17 protein-coding genes and 1 pseudogene are annotated in these 18,329 nt (G+C 61.9%); 10 read left to right on the top strand and 8 right to left on the bottom strand.

The window, feature by feature from the left end; all coding sequences use genetic code 11:
• The first annotated feature begins 42 nt into the window (after positions 1-42).
• Positions 43-714: a protein-methionine-sulfoxide reductase heme-binding subunit MsrQ gene (locus AB870_RS21225; protein ID WP_237170004.1), complete on the top strand. Its 672-nt coding sequence runs from the start codon at positions 43-45 to the stop codon at positions 712-714.
• A 38-nt stretch (positions 715-752) separates the two neighbouring features.
• Here the strand turns inward: AB870_RS21225 and lysA are convergent, their stop codons facing one another.
• Both lysA and lptM read right to left on the bottom strand, forming a co-directional pair.
• Complete coding sequence (gene lysA, locus AB870_RS21220) at positions 753-2,021, bottom strand: diaminopimelate decarboxylase (RefSeq protein WP_047906194.1); 1,269 nt, start codon at positions 2,019-2,021, stop codon at positions 753-755.
• 146 nt (positions 2,022-2,167) lie between these two features.
• On the bottom strand, positions 2,168-2,395 hold the full coding sequence (lptM, locus tag AB870_RS27185; protein WP_084663971.1) for an LPS translocon maturation chaperone LptM: 228 nt from the start codon (positions 2,393-2,395) through the stop codon (positions 2,168-2,170).
• 57 nt (positions 2,396-2,452) lie between these two features.
• Here lptM and cyaY point away from each other — a divergent pair, with 57 nt between their 5' ends.
• A complete protein-coding gene (gene cyaY / locus AB870_RS21215; protein WP_047908530.1) occupies positions 2,453-2,785 on the top strand; it encodes an iron donor protein CyaY in 333 nt (110 codons plus the stop codon).
• A 26-nt stretch (positions 2,786-2,811) separates the two neighbouring features.
• On the opposite strand, the gene AB870_RS21210 is transcribed toward cyaY, so the two are convergent.
• Positions 2,812-5,262 carry a penicillin-binding protein 1A gene (locus tag AB870_RS21210; RefSeq protein ID WP_047906193.1) on the bottom strand — a complete coding sequence of 817 codons (2,451 nt, stop codon included), beginning with the start codon at positions 5,260-5,262 and terminating at the stop codon, positions 2,812-2,814.
• 244 nt (positions 5,263-5,506) lie between these two features.
• On the opposite strand from AB870_RS21210, the gene pilM reads away from it, so the two are divergent.
• Entirely contained in the window at positions 5,507-6,565 is a 1,059-nt protein-coding gene (gene pilM / locus AB870_RS21205; RefSeq protein WP_084663969.1) for a pilus assembly protein PilM, read from the top strand.
• On the opposite strand, the gene AB870_RS26500 is transcribed toward pilM, so the two are convergent.
• On the bottom strand, positions 6,562-6,702 hold the full coding sequence (locus tag AB870_RS26500) for a hypothetical protein (RefSeq protein WP_157112399.1): 141 nt from the start codon (positions 6,700-6,702) through the stop codon (positions 6,562-6,564). The two genes, pilM and AB870_RS26500, sit on opposite strands and share 4 nt — an antisense overlap.
• 30 nt (positions 6,703-6,732) lie before the next feature.
• Here AB870_RS26500 and AB870_RS21200 point away from each other — a divergent pair, with 30 nt between their 5' ends.
• From AB870_RS21200 to AB870_RS21180, 5 genes are all read left to right on the top strand, one after another.
• A complete protein-coding gene (locus AB870_RS21200; RefSeq protein ID WP_047906191.1) occupies positions 6,733-7,311 on the top strand; it encodes a PilN domain-containing protein in 579 nt (192 codons plus the stop codon).
• Positions 7,301-10,222, top strand: a complete 2,922-nt coding sequence (gene pilQ, locus AB870_RS21195; protein WP_084663967.1) for a type IV pilus secretin PilQ — start codon at positions 7,301-7,303, stop codon at positions 10,220-10,222. Before AB870_RS21200 ends, pilQ begins: the two co-directional genes overlap by 11 nt.
• Positions 10,128-10,808, top strand: a complete 681-nt coding sequence (locus AB870_RS21190; protein WP_237170003.1) for a shikimate kinase — start codon at positions 10,128-10,130, stop codon at positions 10,806-10,808. Before pilQ ends, AB870_RS21190 begins: the two co-directional genes overlap by 95 nt.
• Before the next feature lie 63 nt (positions 10,809-10,871).
• On the top strand, positions 10,872-11,948 hold the full coding sequence (gene aroB, locus AB870_RS21185) for a 3-dehydroquinate synthase (protein ID WP_047906190.1): 1,077 nt from the start codon (positions 10,872-10,874) through the stop codon (positions 11,946-11,948).
• 16 nt (positions 11,949-11,964) lie between these two features.
• Positions 11,965-13,101, top strand: a complete 1,137-nt coding sequence (locus AB870_RS21180) for a deoxyguanosinetriphosphate triphosphohydrolase (RefSeq protein ID WP_047906189.1) — start codon at positions 11,965-11,967, stop codon at positions 13,099-13,101.
• Positions 13,102-13,360: 259 nt separating this feature from the next.
• On the opposite strand, the gene AB870_RS21175 is transcribed toward AB870_RS21180, so the two are convergent.
• From AB870_RS21175 to AB870_RS21165, 3 genes are all read right to left on the bottom strand, one after another.
• The gene (locus AB870_RS21175) at positions 13,361-13,738 is read right to left on the bottom strand and encodes an ElaB/YgaM/YqjD family protein (protein WP_053059472.1); all 378 of its coding nucleotides are present in this window, start codon (positions 13,736-13,738) and stop codon (positions 13,361-13,363) included.
• A gap of 396 nt (positions 13,739-14,134) precedes the next feature.
• Entirely contained in the window at positions 14,135-14,884 is a 750-nt protein-coding gene (locus tag AB870_RS21170) for an OmpW/AlkL family protein (RefSeq protein WP_047906188.1), read from the bottom strand.
• Between the two features lie 280 nt (positions 14,885-15,164).
• Complete coding sequence (locus AB870_RS21165; RefSeq protein WP_237170002.1) at positions 15,165-15,389, bottom strand: OmpW family outer membrane protein; 225 nt, start codon at positions 15,387-15,389, stop codon at positions 15,165-15,167.
• Positions 15,390-15,542: 153 nt separating this feature from the next.
• On the opposite strand from AB870_RS21165, the gene AB870_RS21160 reads away from it, so the two are divergent.
• Positions 15,543-16,577, top strand: coding sequence for an IS630 family transposase (locus AB870_RS21160; protein ID WP_047906187.1), 1,035 nt, complete (start codon positions 15,543-15,545; stop codon positions 16,575-16,577).
• Positions 16,578-16,597: 20 nt separating this feature from the next.
• Here the strand turns inward: AB870_RS21160 and AB870_RS21155 are convergent.
• A pseudogene (locus AB870_RS21155) lies at positions 16,598-17,116 on the bottom strand (OmpW/AlkL family protein); the annotation flags it as partial.
• 198 nt (positions 17,117-17,314) lie between these two features.
• Here AB870_RS21155 and AB870_RS21150 point away from each other — a divergent pair.
• Positions 17,315-18,016 carry a transposase gene (locus AB870_RS21150; RefSeq protein WP_047906186.1) on the top strand — a complete coding sequence of 234 codons (702 nt, stop codon included), beginning with the start codon at positions 17,315-17,317 and terminating at the stop codon, positions 18,014-18,016.
• The last annotated feature ends 313 nt before the right edge of the window (positions 18,017-18,329 follow it).

Below are 18,329 nucleotides of genomic sequence, written 5' to 3'. Positions count from 1 at the left end.
ATGCCGCCTGATCCAGTGTCCCCTGATGCAATGCCCGATGTAATGCCAGACGCGCAAGGCACGACAGTGAGCCGGCCTGCGGCCCGTCGCTCGACACAGCGCTGGCTTCCCTGGGTAAAGGTCGCCGTATTTGTCTTCGCGCTGGCGCCGCTGCTGCGACTCGTTCTCTACGGTTTCACCGACCGGCTGGGAGCGAATCCGGTCGAGTTCATAACCCGCTCGACGGGGACCTGGACACTGGTGATGCTGTGCATCACGCTCGCCATCACGCCGGCACGGCGCATGACCGGCATGGCGTGGCTGCTGCGTGTTCGCCGCATGCTCGGCCTGTTCGCTTTTTTCTACGGCGCGTTACATTTCACGACGTACTTCTGGCTGGATCAGTGGTTCGATTGGGAGAGCATGCTGCGCGACGTGACGGGCAAGCGACCGTTCATCACGGCAGGATTTGCCGCGTTCGCGCTGATGGTGCCGTTGGCACTGACATCGCCGCACGCAATGGCGCGGCGTTTGGGCGGGCGGCGCTGGCAACGGTTGCACCACGCGATTTACGCGATTGCGGTGCTGGCGATCCTGCATTACTGGTGGATGAGGGCGGGCAAGAACGACCTTGCCGAGCCCGCGATCTATGCGATCGTGGTGGCGGGCCTACTCGGCGCCCGTCTCATCTGGATGCTTCGCAGGCCGCGGCCCGGCGCGCGCGATACGCTGTAATCTCCCGATATCGCGCAATAGGGGGACTACGGCCAGCCTCAGGCGCCGGCAGGCAGCAGCCGTTCGCCGGCGAACAACGATTCGACCGTTTCGCGCGCGCGCACGAGATGCGCTTCGTTGCCGTCGACCATGACTTCGGCCGCGCGCGGACGCGTGTTGTAGTTCGAACTCATCGTGAAGCCATACGCGCCAGCCGAACGAATCGCGAGCAAGTCGCCCGGCGCGACTGTCAGCGCGCGATCCCGGCCAAGCCAGTCGCCGCTCTCGCACACGGGGCCGACGACATCGTACGTGGTGGCGTCGCCTGCGCGGCGTTCGACCGGCTCGATACCGTGGTAGGCCTCATACATGGCGGGGCGTGCGAGATCGTTCATCGCCGCGTCGACGATGGCGAAGTTCTTCGTCTCGCCGTGCTTGAGGAACTCGACACGCGTGAGCAGCACGCCGGCGTTGCCCACCAGCGAGCGGCCCGGTTCGAACAACACCTGACGATGACCGTGACCGCGCTCGGCGATGTGATCGAGCAGCGTGGTCGCAAAGGCCGTGATGTCCGGCGGCGTTTCGTCCGTATAGGTAATGCCCAAGCCGCCGCCCACGTCGATGTGATGCAGCGAGATACCCGCTGCTTCGAGCTTTTCGACCAGGTCGAGCACCTTGTCGGTGGCATCGAGATACGGCGAAATTTCGGTGATTTGCGAGCCGATATGGCAGTCGATACCGACGATTTCGAGGTTCGGCATCGCAGCTGCCGCCCGGTAGGCGTCAAAAGCTTCTTCGTAAGCGACACCGAACTTGTTACCGCGCAGGCCGGTGGAGATGTACGGATGCGTCTTGGCATCGACATTCGGATTCACGCGCAGCGACACACGCGCACGCTTGCCGGCTTGTCCGGCCACTTCGTTGAGCCGATCGAGTTCCGGGCGCGATTCCACGTTAAAGCAGAACACGTCCTTCTCCAGCGCGTAGCGCATTTCGTCGGCATGCTTGCCAACGCCCGAGAATACCGCCCGCCTCGGGTCAGCGCCGGCAGCGATGACGCGTGCGAGCTCACCGGCCGACACGATGTCGAAGCCGGCGCCCAACCTGGCGAACACACCGAGCACGGCGAGATTGGAGTTGGCCTTGGCGGCGTAGTGCACTGCTGCGTTCCGGCCTTCACAGGCCTTGGCGTACGCCTGATAGGCGTTCGTCAGTGCAGCCTTCGAATAGACGTACAACGGTGTGCCGAATCGCTCGGCGAGCGCGGGTAGCGCGACACCCTCGGCATGGAGTATGTCGTTGCGGTAGGAAAAGATGGCGTCGGACATCGCAGAAACTCGGTAATAAACTGGGGCAATCGAGGCAGCGGAGGGCATTGGCGCCCTCCAGGGATGCCGCTCACGCCAAAGATGGTTCGCTGCGGCATGTTGTGACCGACTTCGCCCGATGTCGGCCAACGTCGGCTAGTTTTCGCTTATTCCGGTTTTGCAGCGGGCAGCGAGGCGGCCGGCGGCACTTCGACCGACGGTCCGCGTTGCGGCTCGGGGACGAGCGGCGGCGGCGGAACCGGGGCTCCCGGAGGCGGCGTCGGTTTCACCGGGCGAGCGGGCAGGTACAGCGGTCCGGCTTGGCCACAGCCGGCCAATACGCTCAACAGGGCAATCGACGCTACAATCGCGCAGGTTCGAATAGGTGCAGTCATGGGGGTATCGCCGCGTGGTGCGGCATGCAAACGATGACGCAAACCGTGGAGTTTAGCATGACGGAAAGTGAATTCCTGGCGCTCGCAGAGGCAGTGCTGGCGCAGGTCGAAGCGGCTGTCGAGGCGGTCGTCGACAACAGCGACGTGGACATCGATTGCGAGCGTACCGGCAACGTGCTGACGCTCGAATTCGACGACGGTAGCAAGATCATCGTCAACGTTCAGACGCCGATGAGTGAAATCTGGATCGCCGCGCGTTCAGGCGGCTTCCACTTCCGCCTGAAGGGCGACAAGTGGCGCGATACGCGCGACGACTCCGAATTGTTCGAAGCCTTGTCGCGCTTCGCCTCGCAGCAGGCCGGCGAAACGGTAACGTTTCAGGCCGGCTGAATTACCGCGAGGGACTTACCGGCGCGTCAGGGCTTGCTGTTGAACATATCCAGAATGCGTTGACGCTCCTGCCGGTCGACCGGGGCAGGCGCCGGTGCGGGGCCCGGCTGTGCCGGCATCTGACCCGGCATCGCACCGGACGGCCCCGGTGCCGCCGAACCATCGGATGCCGACTCCGTACTCAGGCCGACCGTGCTGACGGCACGTCCAGGGGGATAGTCGTCATAGTAGTAATCGCCATTCGCCTGAATGACGCCCGGCGGCATGGCCCGAGTGGCCTCGGGTACGCCACGCAACGCCTTGGACATATAGTCGATCCAGATCGGCAACGCCAGACCGCCGCCGGTTTCGCGATCGCCCAGATTCCGTGGCTGATCGAAGCCAATCCACGCGACCCCCACCAATTGCGATTGATAGCCCGCGAACCACGCGTCGTGCGAATCGTTCGTCGTCCCTGTCTTGCCCGCCAGATCGCTACGTTTGAGCGCATTGGTCTTGGCGGCGGTGCCGCGCGTCGCAACGTCGTGCAGCATGGAATTCATGATGAATGCGTTGCGCGCGGGAATGGCACGAATCGACTCGTCTCCCGCCGTGGTCGGCTTTTCTTCCATGATGACGTTGCCCTTCGAGTCCGTGATGCGGGCCACGATGAACGGATTCACCCGGAAGCCGCCGTTCGCGAACACGGCGTAGCCGCTTGCCATCTGGAGCGGCGTGACCATGCCCGCGCCCAGCGCCATCGGGAGGTAGGCCGGATGCTTGTCAGCTTCGAACCCGAACCGGCCAATGAACTTCTGCGCGTAGGCGGGCGTAATACTCTGAAGGATACGAATCGAGACGAGGTTGCGCGAGCGCATCAGCGCGACACGCATCGGCTCGGGTCCATCGAAGCCGCCACCGTAGTTCTTCGGCTCCCATGGTTGTCCACCGGTCTGTGCCGCCGTGAAGTACAGCGGACCGTCGTTGATGATGGTCCCAGGCGCAAAACCCTTTTCGAGCGCGGCAGAATAAATGAACGGCTTGAAGCTCGAGCCCGGCTGACGCCATGCCTGCGTCACGTGATTGAACTTGTTCCGGTTGAAGTCGAACCCGCCGACCAGCGAGCGAATCGCACCGTTTTGCGGATCGAGTGACACGAAGGCGGCTTCGATGTCCGGCATTTGCACGATGCGCCAGTTGTCCTTGGCGTCTTTCGTCACGCGAATCACCGAACCCGGACGAATTTTCTGCTTCGGTTGTGCCTTGGCGCTGAGCCCGGCGGCAGCAAAGCGCAGACCATCTCCGGTGACGGTGACGTCGTCGCCGTTCAGGAGCACGGCCTTGACTTGCTGGGGCGTTGCGGACAGGACCACCGCGGCGACCATATCCCCGCTGTCCGGATGCTCCACCAGCGTGTCGTCGATCAACTGTTCGCGCTCTTCCTTGCCGTCCGGCAAATCGATATTGGCTTCGGGGCCGCGATAGCCATGGCGCAGCTCGTAAGCCATGACGCCCGCGCGCAGCGCTTCGTAAGCCGCTTCCTGATCGGCCGAATTGATCGTTGTGTAGACGTTGAACCCGCGCGTATAGATCTCATCCTTGAACTGCGCGTAAAGCAGTTGGCGAACCATTTCCGCGACGTAGCCGGCATGCACGCTGAACTCGCTCCCCAGCCCGCGCACGACCAGTTCCTGTGCGATGGCCTGATCGTACTCGGGCTTCGACACATACCCGAGGTCGTACATGCGCTTGAGGATGTACTCCTGGCGCACGCGAGCCCGCTTGTAGTTGACGATGGGGTTGTAGGCGGACGGTGCCTTCGGCAACCCTGCGAGCATGGCGGCTTCGGCGAGCGTGATGTCCTTCAGGTCCTTGCCGAAATACACCCGGGCGGCGCTGGCGAAACCGTATGCGCGCTCGCCGAGATAGATCTGATTCATGTAGAGCTCGAGAATCTGATCCTTCGACAGCCGCGATTCGATCTTGTAGGCGAGCAGCGCTTCGTAAATCTTGCGCGTATACGTCTTCTCGCTAGACAGGAAGAAGTTGCGCGCCACCTGCATCGTGATCGTACTGGCGCCCTGCGACGAACCGCCGCGCGTGAAGTTCGCGACGCCGGCGCGGAAGATGCCGATGAAGTCGACCCCCCCGTGCTGATAGAAGCGATCGTCCTCGATGGCGAGCACGGCTTTTTTCATCACGTCGGGAATATCGGAGAAGCGCACGAGATTGCGGCGCTCCTCGCCGAACTCGCCAATCTGGATTTCGTCGGCCGTGTATATGCGCAACGGAATCTTGGGGCGATAGTCGACGATGGTGTCGAGCGACGGCAATTGCGGCGTCATGACGACCAGGATGTACCCCGCGAGCAACGCGCCACATACGACCATCGCGGCGATAAGGCCGACGAACCAAAGTGTGAGGCGCAGCCAGATGGAGCGGCGCGGTTTGGGCGGGCGCTTGTCGCGGGGTGTCTCGGTTTGGGGTGTGCTTGCCATGGGGAAACCGGAAAAAACGATGGGCCGATTATAGCGAACGACCCGTGACCCCCATCGGCAGCCCTCCGAAATCGGAGTGAGCGCCTATGGGGCCTAGGAATAAACCGAGCGAAAAACGGCATGAATTCCGAAAGCGCGTATCGCCGATCGTTACGCTGCCAAAACTCGGACTAGTCCGATTGGACCGCTGCCTCATGGCCGATAGCATCGATCGCATCGATATGGCGAGAGATGGGAGGAAGTCATGGTCGCAGCAGTTCTGCGTGGTGTGCGTCGCATAGGGCATCAAATGGCGGCAATGCTGCCGCGCAAGACGGGTGGCGGTTGCGGTATCCATTTTGACGCTCGTGGCATGCAATTCGTTCGCGTCACGCGTATGGCGCCGGGTGGGCGTTTGCGCGTGGACGCCTACGGAAGCGCCGTGTTCGAAGACGGCATGCTCAACGGCGCGCAGATCGCGAAGCCGGAAGCGGTTGCGCGTCGGCTGGAGGAGATGCTGGAGCGCTTGGGAATGCGCGTTGACGACTTGCAAGACGACACGATCGTACTGGCATTGCCATCGTACGGCCTCAAGACGCAGGTGATCGACCGCCCGCCGGATTTGCCGCCACGCGCGCTTCGCGCATGGTGCGAGCGACGCGCGGCCATGCTGGTGCCTGGCGATGGGGGAGGCGATTCACGAAGCCGCGTCGGCGTGACATGGGCGGACCCCGGCAGTCATCGCCTCCGTCTTTACGCCTGTGAGGCGGCGCTGGTCGACGACCGTCTTGCGGTACTGGAACTGGCGGGCTTGCGCGCGCATGCGATCGACGCGGCGCACAAGGCCGCACACCGGGCGTTCCGCTGGGCGATGCGTGAGGTACGCGTCTTGGCGCCGCATGAACCCTGGGCGGCCGCAGAGCGCTCGGGAATCCCTGTTGCGTTGGTGCAAATCGATGCTCACGACATCGACCTGGCGGTATTCGACGCCCGTGGGTACGTCGCCGATGTCCGGGAACGTCTCAACGGCACAGACGGCCATCCGGAGGCGTTGGCAAGCGCGGTGCGAGATCTGTTGGACAAACTGTCGGTGGCGCCCCTCACGCTCTACGTCGTGGCGCAGCAAGCAACCGCGAGTGAACTCGCCGCCATCTGCGAATCGGTCGGCGCGGTCTGCGCCATCGCTGTCCATCCCTTTGATCCCTTCGGCTCTGTCGGTCCTCGCGATCCGTCGGATCGGTCCGGTCGGTCTGCTGGATGGGCTCCGTCATCGAATTCCGCCGAAGGAGGCGAAGCCGTGGAAGCGGTCGGATTGCGCTTTTAGAGCACCGGCCAGCGTACCGCATTGGCCGTGCCGTTCGGTTTGGCGTTGCGCGCCATGTCGATGCAGGGGGCGTTATGCGAGTAAGCGTGGAATTTCCGCCGCTTGATTTCCTTCCCACGTTGGCGCAGCGGCGTCATCGGGATTTTCGACGTCAGTGGCGTATCTGGATGGTGATCGCTTTATGCGGTGCGGCGGTCTCGGCCGTCCCGATTGGCTGGGACATTCATCGGCGTGAGCAAGCGCGGACGGAACGTGTTGCGTTGCACGCGGCGAGTCAGGCGCTGCGCGCCGAGTCGGCCGCGTTCGACATCACACGGCGCCGGCTCGCCGAGATGAGCGCCCATCGCAATGCGGCAACGGCTTTGGTGGCGCGTCGGCAGCCCGCGGCTTATCGACTGCTCGATGTCATGCGCGCCTGCGCCGACGGCGTGCGGCTGACGCTGGTGAAGACAGTCGAGGAGCATCTTCGGATCGAAGGGTATGCGACGACGCAGTCGCGTGTGCGCGAGACGCAGAAGCGATTGCGGGCGTTGCCCTGGGTGCGCAAAGTTGCCGAGGTTGAGTCGAGTGTGGTGCCCGAGAGCGTGAGACGCCAGTGGGCCGGGGCCGACACGCCGGCTGCGCTGCCGAACATTCGCCGCTTTACGTTGCGCATCGAACTCAGGCAGGCGCCGCCATCTGCGGTACTCGCTGGCATTGCCGACGTTGACGGTGTAATGACGCAGGAGGTGCCCGATGTACGGTGAAAATCATCCGCCAGACGATGTTCGTGACGTGTTCCACGACGTCAGGGAGCGCTGGCGTGAACGATTGACGACGTGGTCATCTGTGTCGCCAGCGGAATGGGCGCGGCCCGTGCATTGGGGAATCTCGATGTTTGCCGGTGTGACGGGATTGGCGCTGGCGTGGTCGATTTGGTGGCTGGCCGGATTGTCCGTGTGGGCCACGCTGAAGCAGGAAGTCGATACCGAAAGATATGCCCTCGAACTTGCGAGCGAGGCTGCAGGGCAATTGCCCGCGCTCATGGCACAACGTCGTGAGAAGGAGAGCGAAACCATCGCGTGGCAGCGGCTATTGCCGATTGCCGGAGCGCAGAAGCATGAGCGCACAGGCGAGTCGGGACGGGGAAGGAAGGGCATGCAATCGAACGAGCGAGTCAATGCGTCTGGCGTGAGCAACGTGAGGGCGAGGAGCGGAGTGAGTGATGCGAGTGATGCGAGTGATGCGGCTCAAGCGGGCCAGGCGGACGAAGTAAGCGAGTCGAATGAAATGGCGAATGCAACCGCGTCGCCCAACGCCGCCGGGACGGCGAACGCGGATGACGACGTTCACACCGCGTGGCGAACCGATGTCGAGCGTCTCGTCGCCCGCGCTGGTTTGGTACTGGAGTTCGCGCGTCCGGGATTGACGTCGAAGGTGGGGCAACTGGAAATCGAGCGCGCCGAGATCCGTGTTAGGGGCGGCGTCGCTAACTTGCTTGGATGGCTGGCCGAGATCGATAACGTTCCGCGTCATTTGGCCGTAGCGCAGCTATCGATGCAAGGTCCGCGCATGACCGGAGCCGCGGGCACCGGTGCGACCGGCTCCGACTACACAGACGCCACGCTAACAGTCGTGGTGGCTGCCTATCGCTGGCGGCGTCCCGCTGAGCTGGCGAACTGGATCAAAACGCTGTCTTCTGACGCCTGGCCGAAGTTTCCGGAGCCTTCGCCGCCGTGGCAGACCCCCGTCGAAACGATGGATGTCTTTCGCACACCATTGACGCGTCGGGCCTCGCAGGACGCGGCGACAATCTCCAGCGCGACACCGAATACGACCGTCGACGATGCGGCGCCTGTCGGCTCGATGCGGGCGGGTTCGCGTTATGTGGTGCTTCGCCGCACCTCGTCGTCGGGGTTGACGGCGACGTGGCGCTACGGCGACTCGGGGAAGCCCGGGAGAACTGGGAATGCGAGCGATGAGGGCGCAACCCGGTTCACCGGTCCGCGATTCGACCCGGACGCTTCGACCGTCGACGTGACGCTTCACGGCGTGGAAGCGGCTGACGCGCTGCGGGCCTTTGCGCGGTTGACCGGTCGCAGCGTGGTCATCGGCGAGCGCGTGGCCGGGCGGCTCGATGTGGACGTGCAAGGTGTGTCCGTGGCGACGGCATTCGACGTCATGATCCGCAGCGCCGGGCTGGGCGTGCAGTCCATCGACGGTGTCGACTGGATTGCACCGCGGGCGGACTTGCTGGCCGACGAGCAGACGCAACTGGAGGCCGCCGCGAAACGCGAGGCGTTGCTGCCGTTGGCGGGGCGTCGCTTTACCCTGAACTATCCGCGTGCGCAGACTGTGCGCGAGATCATCCACGCAGAGAAAGACGGGAAGGGACAGCGATTGTTGTCACCGCGCGGCAGCGTGATTGCCGACCCGCGTACCAACCAGTTGTTCGTGACCGATTTGCCCGAAAGGCTCGATGCGCTGGCATCGTTCATTGCGCGGATCGACGTGCCAGTGCGTCAGGTACTTATCGAAGCGCGCATTGTCGAGGCCGATGACCGGTTCAGCGAGTCCCTCGGGGTCAGGTTGGCGGGAGCGAACGGGGCCAACCGTAATGCCGGGGACGGGGGCGGCAAGCGTCCTGCCGCGACGGGGCGGGCGGATGTAGACGCGGGTCTGCTTACGAACACGAGCGATCGAAATCGCGATGACCCGGGTCCGCCGGGCAGTGTCGTGGATGTCGGATTACCCGCGGCGGCGCTCGCCGGGGTGACACCCCCAAGCCTGGCCATCACGCTTTTCGGGCGCTCCGCCAGCCGTTTTCTGCAATTGGAACTCTCGGCGCTGGAAACCAGCGGGCGGGGGCGCGTCGTTTCCCGCCCCCGCGTGGTGACGGCCGACAAGGTACAGGCGCTCATCGAGCAGGGAACGGAACTGCCTTATCAGGTCCGGAATGGCCGCAGGAATGTAGCCTCCATCGAATTCCGCAAAGCCACACTGCGACTGGAAGTCACACCGCTGATCACGCCTGACGGTCAGGTGATACTGGACGTCGACGTGCGCAAGGACAGCGTCGGCCAGGCCGTGGCGGACGGTTTTGCCGTCGACACACGCCATGTCCGCACGCAGGTACAAGTGGAGAATGGCGGAACGGTGGCCATCGGCGGGATTTATCAGGAGGTGCGCCGTGACAACCGGGCGAGCGTGCCGTGGCTGGGCGAGGTGCCGGTCCTCGGTGCCCTTTTCCGTAATCGGTCCAACGAGGACCGCCGGACGGAATTGCTGGTGTTCCTTACGCCAAGCGTCGTGCCCGAGGGTGGTGCGTCGTCAGACGCTGGCGATGTCGCTGCAACCGGCCGTATGGATGCTGCGGAGCCACCGAATATGGCGTTGGAGGCACCGTCGGACTTGCCCCTGCCAGGCCGTGACGCCTCGCCGTTGTCGCGGTTCGCGCCCGCTCCGGGCGGCATTCCGCCCGGACATCCCCGTCTCATCGGGGTGTTCCCCGAGACGACGCCATCCGCACGCCCGACGCAGATACCGGTATCATCAGGGATTGGAACCCAAATATCAGCGATTTATGCTGGAAAACGTAATACTTGTCGGACTGATGGGGGCGGGCAAGACCACGGTTGGACGCGCCGTGGCACGGCGTCTTGGACGACAGTTCTATGATTCCGACCATGAGATCGAGGCGCGTACCGGTGTGCGCATTCCCGTCATCTTCGAGCATGAAGGCGAGGAAGGCTTTCGTCAGCGCGAAACCCAGACCATCGACGAACTCACCCAACGCGACGGAATCGTACTCGCCACAGGCGGGGGGGCCGTGCTGCGTGCGGAGAATCGCGAATACATCAAATCGCGTGGCACGGTGGTGTATCTGCGCGCCAATCCGCACGATCTCTGGTTGCGCACACGTCGCGACAAGAATCGACCGTTATTGCAGACCGCCGATCCGCGTGCGCGCCTCGAACAGTTGTATCAGGAACGCGATGCGCTGTATCGCGAATGCGCGACGTTCATCATCGAGACGGGCCGTCCGAGCGTCAATGCCCTCGTCAACATGGTGCTGATGCAACTGGAAGTCGCCGGTATCGTCCCCGCCGACCCTGAGTTGCCTGCGCAGGCATCGGATGCACCGAAACGGAATGCGTCGGATGCCGGCGACAGGATCGTCGGTCTTCCGACAGGTGGCGATGGACCCGTCGACGCGATGCCGCAGGAGGCGCCGTTGCCCACCCGTGATAACTTTCCCCGCTGATGTCGTCTGACGCAGACCGATATCGCTGAACAACAACAAGCCAACCCATGGCATGAACGCGGCATGATTACCCTGAAACTCGACCTTGGCGAGCGCGCCTATCCCATCCACATCGGCACCGAACTGTTGAAGCAGGACGCACTGTTTGCGCCGCATGTGCGCGGCACGCACGCCGTGATCGTCACGAACACGACCGTCGCACCGCTTTATGCCGAACAGGTGGCGCAGACTCTGCAACGCCTCGGCAAGCGTGTCGTGACCGCCGTGTTGCCCGACGGGGAGGCACACAAGAACTGGCAGACGCTCAATCTGATTTTCGACGAATTACTCGGTGCCCAGGCGGACCGCAAGGCCACGTTGATTGCGCTGGGCGGCGGCGTCGTGGGTGATATGACCGGTTTCGCAGCGGCCTGCTACATGCGTGGCGTGCCGTTCGTGCAAGTGCCGACGACGCTGCTTGCGCAAGTCGACTCGTCGGTCGGGGGCAAGACGGGCATCAATCATCCGCTCGGCAAGAACATGATCGGTGCATTCTGGCAGCCCAGTGCGGTGCTTGCCGACATCGGCACGTTGTCCACCCTGCCGGACCGTGAGCTGGCGGCCGGGATGGCGGAAGTCATCAAGCACGGCGCGATTGCCGACGAAACGTTCTTCGACTGGATCGAAGCTCATATCGACGCGCTGAACGGTCGCGACACGGCGGCGCTCACCCATGCCGTGCAACGTTCGTGCGAAATCAAGGCGGCTGTGGTCGCCAGCGACGAGCGTGAGCAGGGACTGCGCGCCACGCTCAATTTCGGCCACACGTTCGGGCATGCCATCGAGGCCGGGCTCGGCTATGGGGAATGGTTGCACGGCGAAGCTGTCGGCTGCGGCATGGTGATGGCGGCGGATCTGTCAGCCCGTCTGGGTTTCATCGACGAAGCGATGGTGCCGCGTATCAAGGCAGTGGTCGCCGCCGCCGGGCTGCCGGTGACGGGGCCGGATCTCGGGGAAGATCGCTACATCGACCTCATGCGTGTCGACAAGAAGGCCGAGGGCGGCGACATTCGCTTCGTGCTGCTCAACCGGCTCGGACAAGCGTTCATGACGAGCGTGCCGGACGCCGAACTCCGCGCTACGCTGCGCGCCAACGTTTAAGGATGGAGGGCTGGCGATGATCGATTACGAAGCGTCGCTCGCCCCCTACGCGGCGCGCTCCAGCGGGACGCGCGGCCGCCGGTTCCCGGAAGTGGCGCCGACGACGCGTACCGAGTTCCAGCGCGATCGCGACCGCATCATTCATTCGACGGCGTTCCGCCGTCTCGAGTACAAGACACAGGTCTTCGTGAACCACGAAGGCGATCTGTTCCGCACGCGTCTGACACACAGCCTCGAGGTCGCGCAGATCGGCCGGTCCATTGCCCGTAACCTGCGCGTGAACGAGGATCTCGTCGAAGCCGTCGCGCTGGCACACGATCTCGGACATACGCCCTTCGGTCACGCCGGGCAGGATGCGCTCAATGCCTGCATGCAGGAATACGGCGGCTTCGAGCACAACCTCCAAAGCCTCATCGTCGTCGACGAACTCGAAGAGCATTACGGCGGCTTCAATGGCCTGAACCTCTGCTTCGAAACGCGTGAAGGCATTCTCAAGCACTGTTCCCGCGCGAATGCTCGTGGCCTCGGTGAGCTCGGCGAGCGATTTCTCAAGGGGCGTCAGCCGGGCATCGAGGCGCAGATTGCCAATCTGGCCGACGAGATCGCCTACAACAATCACGATATCGACGATGGGGTGCGCTCCGGACTGTTGACCCTGGAACAGCTCGACGAGGTACCGCTGTGGAAGCGCTACTGCGCAGAGGCGAAACTTGAGTGGCCCGACATTTCCGGGCGACGTCTGGTGCACGAAACGACGCGGCGAATCATCAATGCCCTGATCGTCGACCTGATTGCGACGACGCGCCAGCGTATCGCTGATGCGTCGCCGTTCTCGATGGACGACGTACGTGCGTCTGGACCGTTGGTCGCGTTCAGCGCGGAGATGCGCGAGCAAGCCGGCAGTCTCAAGCGGTTTCTGTTCGACAACCTCTACCGGCACTACCTGGTTATGCGCATGGCTGCCAAGGCGCAGCGCATCGTGCAGGAGTTGTTCGAGGCGTTTCTGACGGACCCGCGGCTGTTGCCGCCGAACTACCGGCCGGAGAATCCGCAGGATCAGCCACGCTGGATCGCCCATTACGTGGCCGGAATGACGGATCGCTACGCGATCAAGGAATACCGCCGCCTATTCGCCGTCGAACCTACCCTCTGATGGGGGCACCCGGCGTCGGCGGGACTCGTCCAGCGTGTCGATGCCTTGGGCGTACGTACGCCGTAAGTGGGCAGGAGCCGGCCGGCGCGAAAAGTGCTGGTTGCGAAATCGTGCCTCCCTGCCGTTCACGCCTGCGCAAAAAAACAGCCGGCGTCTTGCCGGCTGTTTTCGTTCCGCGGTAACCATACGTAACGGCACATAACCGCACATAACCATACGTAACCGGGCGCTGTCGTGTCGCGTCTTCGGATGACAGCGTTTAGCTACGTCCGGCGATGAAGCCGAGCACCAGAGCAACTGCGGCCACGGTGCCGATGGTTTGCCACGGACGCTCATGCACATAGCCGTCGGCTTCGTCCCACACTTCGTTCGCTCGATCACGCAACTTGGCACGCGCATCACCAAAGTCGCTACGTGCCTGACGCAGTTTGTCACCGATCTCGGCGCGTAAGGCTTCGATGTCGGACGCCGACTTGGCATTGGACAATGCATGATCGAGATCGTCGAGCAGGTCGCGTACACGGGAAGACACATCGCCACTCGCCAGACGCGCCGCTCGCGCGGTACGCCGCCCGGCGAAGCGTGCGTCTTCCAGGCTGCTGTTGAGTGCCGTTTCCGCTTTCGAGGCAATTCCCATTTTCAGACTCCCAAGAGGTGGTATTGAAATGCGGCGTCCGGCACAACCGGGAGGAGACAGACGCCGATGGAACCCTGAGGCGAGCGGCCATTATGGCGCGGCCCGCTTGCGTGCGTACACCTCAACAGACCGTTTGCGAAAAAAGAAAGTTGCAGCCGGTTGGCTGAAGATAATGTGGGAATGCGCTGACATCGTATCCGACGAGGGGATAGATGCGAAAACGCCGCACGAGGCGGCGTTTTCGGTGCAACTTGACGCGATTTACATCGTGCCGCGACGGCCGGGGAGCGCTACGGGGTTCCAGGAGTCCCCAACGTGCCTCCGCGGCGACGATAAAGCGTTTAATCGACAGCCAGCCACCCACCCGCAATTTCCGGAAGCGGCTGGATCAGCGCCTTAGAAGCGATAGCCCAACGACAGGAACGTCACGACCGGGTTCAGCTTGACCTTGGCTTCGCTGGTCGTCGTGATCGGACCGCGCGTCGTCGTCAGCTTGGCCGTCGTGCTCACCGGGATGTACGACACCGAGAAGGCGAGCGTCCAATGCTTGTCGACGTTCCAGTTAAGACCGGCGTTGAACACCGGTGCCCACGAGTTCGTCAACTGTGCCGTGGTGTTTCCGCCCGACCCACCCGTCAGAGCGTTGCTCGCCAGCGACTGGAAGCCTGGGGTCAGTTCAATGTTCGAGTACCAGAAGTAGCTCGCACCGATACCGACGAACGGACGCCACGTGTCGTTCGCCTTGCCGAAGTAGTACTTCAGCAAGACGGCCGGACTCCATTGCTTGGCCGACGCCAGCGAGCCTCCGCCCGGCAACGCAAGGCTGCCCGTGCCATACAGGCGGAATTTCGGCGGCACGCCGAACACGCCTTCGACCGCGATGTTGTCGGTGAAGAAATGGGTCAGCGTGAGGCCGAGCGTGTCCGCGTCGTCGACATTCGCGCCCGTATTGCCCAGGCGGCTGTTCACCTGCGACGCCAGTCCCGGAATATTCGATCCAGTCACGTGCAGCGGATCACTCGAAACCTGGGGCGAGAGGTGGAACCAGCCCGCGCTGACCATCGTATCCCCGGCCTGCTGTGCGAAGGCGGTCCCCGATGCCGTCAGCATAGCCGCGGCAGCAATCGTCAAATGCTTCAACTTCATCGATTCGTCTCCTGCTCAAGATTCTTTATTGTCGAGAATTTCGTTAAATGAAATTCAGGGCCATTATGCCGACCGTGCATATTCGCGGATAGCAAGAGACTGGAGGTCACGCTCTAATGGTGTTGTATCCGCGCATCGACCTATGGAATGCCCTTAGAAAAAAGCGCTGGACGAAAGAAAAGCGCGCCCTTATATGTCAGGCACGCTTTAGGAATTCACTGCGGAGTCCGATATTCCGGCCGCAGCGGGCGGAACGCAATTTGCGTCCCGCCCGCTGGGTCTAGAACTTGTAGCCGAGGGAGACGAACGTCACAATCGGATTGAGCTTGATTTCGGCGTCCGAGGACGAGAGCACGGTGCCGTCCTGCGCCTTGATCTTGATGTTCGCCGTGGTCTTGAGCGGCAGGTAGGAGACCGACGCGCTTGCGACCCAGTGCTTATCGAATGCATAAGAAACACCGGCGTTGAAAACCGGTTGCCATGACGCGGAAGATTTGGCTTCCACCGTTGTGGGTCCGTTATGCCCGGAAGTAAAAGCGAGCACGCTGCCGAAGTTCTGATTCAGCGCCGATTCAAAATTCGGATTGAGATTGACGTTCGTGAAGAACGTATACTAACATTTTAGAAAGTAAAATCACTTTTGCGATATAGTGTCGAGATGAAATGCAAACGCTTATCCGACGGTCGCAAACTGGACCACCACACCCTCCAGGTCATGCGCCAGCAAGCCGTCAAAGCGGTGCGCGCAGGCGAAGCGGTAGCCAACGTGGCGGCTGCGTACGGCCTGAGTGTTCGCACGATTTTTAGCTGGCTCGCGAAGTTCGCTGACGGCGGGCAAAATGCATTGCTGGCCAAACCGATTTCCGGTCGCCCGCCAAAGATCAGCGCCGACGAAATGCGCTGGATTGCCCAAGCCGTTCGCGAGAACTCCCCGCAACAGTTCAAGTTCGAATTCGGTTTGTGGACATTGTCGCTGATCGGCGAGTTGATCAAACGGCAGTTCGGAAAAACCCTGGCGTTGGCCTCCGTCAGTCGCGTGATGAAACTGCTTGGGTTCTCGGTTCAAAAGCCGCTGTACCAAGCGTGGCAGCAAGATGCCAAGTTAGTCCAGCAGTGGGAAGCCGAAACCTATCCCGCGATCAAAGCCCAGGCCCGTGCCGAAGGTGCCACGATCTACTTCGCCGATGAAGCCGGCATTCGTTCCGATTACCACACCGGCACAACCTGGGCGCCGATTGGACAAACGCCTGTCGTTACCGTGACCGGACGCCGGTTCTCGTTGAATATGATCTCGGCAGTCAGCCCACGCGGCGACTTCCGGTTCATGATTCATGAAGGTTCCGTGAGCTCACGTACCTTCAAAGAATTCCTCACGCGCCTGATGATCGGCGCGACAAAACCCGTGTTCCTCATCGTCGATGGTCATCCCATCCATAAATCCAAGCTCGTCAAAGACTATGTCGCATCGCTCGATGGCCGGCTCAAGCTGTTCTACCTGCCGCCGTACGCACCGCAACTGAACCCGGACGAACAAGTGTGGGCGCATGTCAAACGCCAGGTCAGCCGACGCCTTGTGCAAAACAGCGATGACATGAAAAAACTCGCACTTGGCGCCCTGCGGCGAATCCAAAAACTGCCCGAACTCGTCAAATCGTTCTTCCAACAACCCGAGTGCCAATATGCGGCACAATGAATTTACTTTCTAAAAAGTTAGTAACTCACACCGATTCCCAGAAACGGGCGGAATGTCGAATTGGCCTGTCCGAAGTAATACTGCAACACGAGCGCCGGGCTCCACTGGCGCACGCTTTGCACGATCGGATTGTTTTGCGCCGCGCCGAGGTCGATACTCGTGAGCGCGCCGGCCAGTCCCGGCGGTGCAATCACGCCCTGACCGGTGAGTTTGAACTTGGCCGGAACGCCGGCCACCGTCTGGAGCGCGATGTTGTCGGTGAAGAAGTGCGTGATGACCAGCCCGAGCGTGTCGGCGTTGCTGACCTTCGCGCCGCTGCCGGGTGAAGTAAAGTTCGAGGGCACGAGGGCGGGGGTGATCCCTTCCTGCGTGACGTTGGTGGTCATCGGCTTGCTGGAGTCCTGTGGCGCAATGTGGAACCAGCCGAGGTTGACGACGTTGTCGCCGGCCTGTTGTGCACTGGCGCTGGTGGACGCCAGGGAAATGCCGAGTCCGAGCGCGCATAAGCACGCCGCGGACCGATAGGTCCGAGTTGCCATTTGTCTTTCCTCCCAAGATTATTTATTTATTTTTCGATGCATTATGCGCTTGGGATTTCGCGGCGCAATCGTCGGATCTAGAACTTTTGTACGAATCAACTGGGTTTGGCGAGATATCAGTATTTAAAGAGATTTTTCATGGTGAATCTCTCTCGCGAATCGTGATGTCGAGCTTTAAAGCATTACATTTGAATCAGCATGGCCCGATTACCGAGACTCTTCATTCCACGTCAGCCGCAGCACGTGATTCTGCGCGGCAATAACCGGCAGGCAATCTTCGTTGACGACGAGGATCGACGCGTGTTTCACGACCGCCTTCGCGATGCCGCACGTGCCAACGGGCTTGCCATTCACGCCTGGTGCATGATGCCGAACCATCTGCATCTGGTCGCCACGCCGGGCGACGAGCGCAGCCTGCCCGCGACATTGCAGTCGGTCGGCCGCTATTACGTCCTCTATTTCAATCGACGTCATCAGCGTACCGGCACGCTGTGGGAAGGGCGGTATCGGGCGACGGTGATCGAGGCCGAGCACTATCTGCTGCTCGCAAGCCGTTATGTCGAGCTCAATCCGGTGCGCGCCGGACTGGTCGACGCCCCGGGCAATTACTTATGGTCGAGTTACAACCATCACGTCGGACTGACCGTCGACAGTCTGGTGACGGATCACGCCCTTTACTGGGCGCTGGGCAACACGCCATTTGAGCGCCAACGGGCTTACGCGGAGGGGTTTTCGGTTCCGCTCCCCGCGCATGAAGTCGACGCATTGCGTACAGCGACGCAGAAGGGGTGGTTGCTTGGCGGACCCGAATATCAGGCGCGAATGTCGCTAGCGGCAAACCGCCGGGTGAGTCCGCTCACGCGTGGGCGTCCTCGCAAACCGGCACCTGAAGCCCTCTGACGTTGTTTTTTGGCAGGCCGGTTCCGGCTGCCACGTTTCCTTTCCAACATCCTCAAGCGTCCTCAAGCGATTGAAATCACAGATTTTTCCGGCAACTTGACGTTGCCGGAATTAAATCTGACCCCAATTAAAACAAGCCTTCTTTTGGTGCGGTTTTTAATTGGAATCTGACCCCATTAAATTCTTTTGTCATTGTGAATTTCATGGCGTATATTCCAACTTCGGCCGATTGGTGCGATGCGGAAAACCGTGCGCGCTGAGTCGACCCCTGTGGCAACGCCCGAGAACGACCTTCGACGCGTGCGAATCCGCA

The organism is Pandoraea faecigallinarum (assembly GCF_001029105.3).
GTDB classification, from domain to species: Bacteria; Pseudomonadota; Gammaproteobacteria; order Burkholderiales; family Burkholderiaceae; genus Pandoraea; species Pandoraea faecigallinarum.
This window is presented reverse-complemented; position numbering and strand designations above follow the sequence as displayed.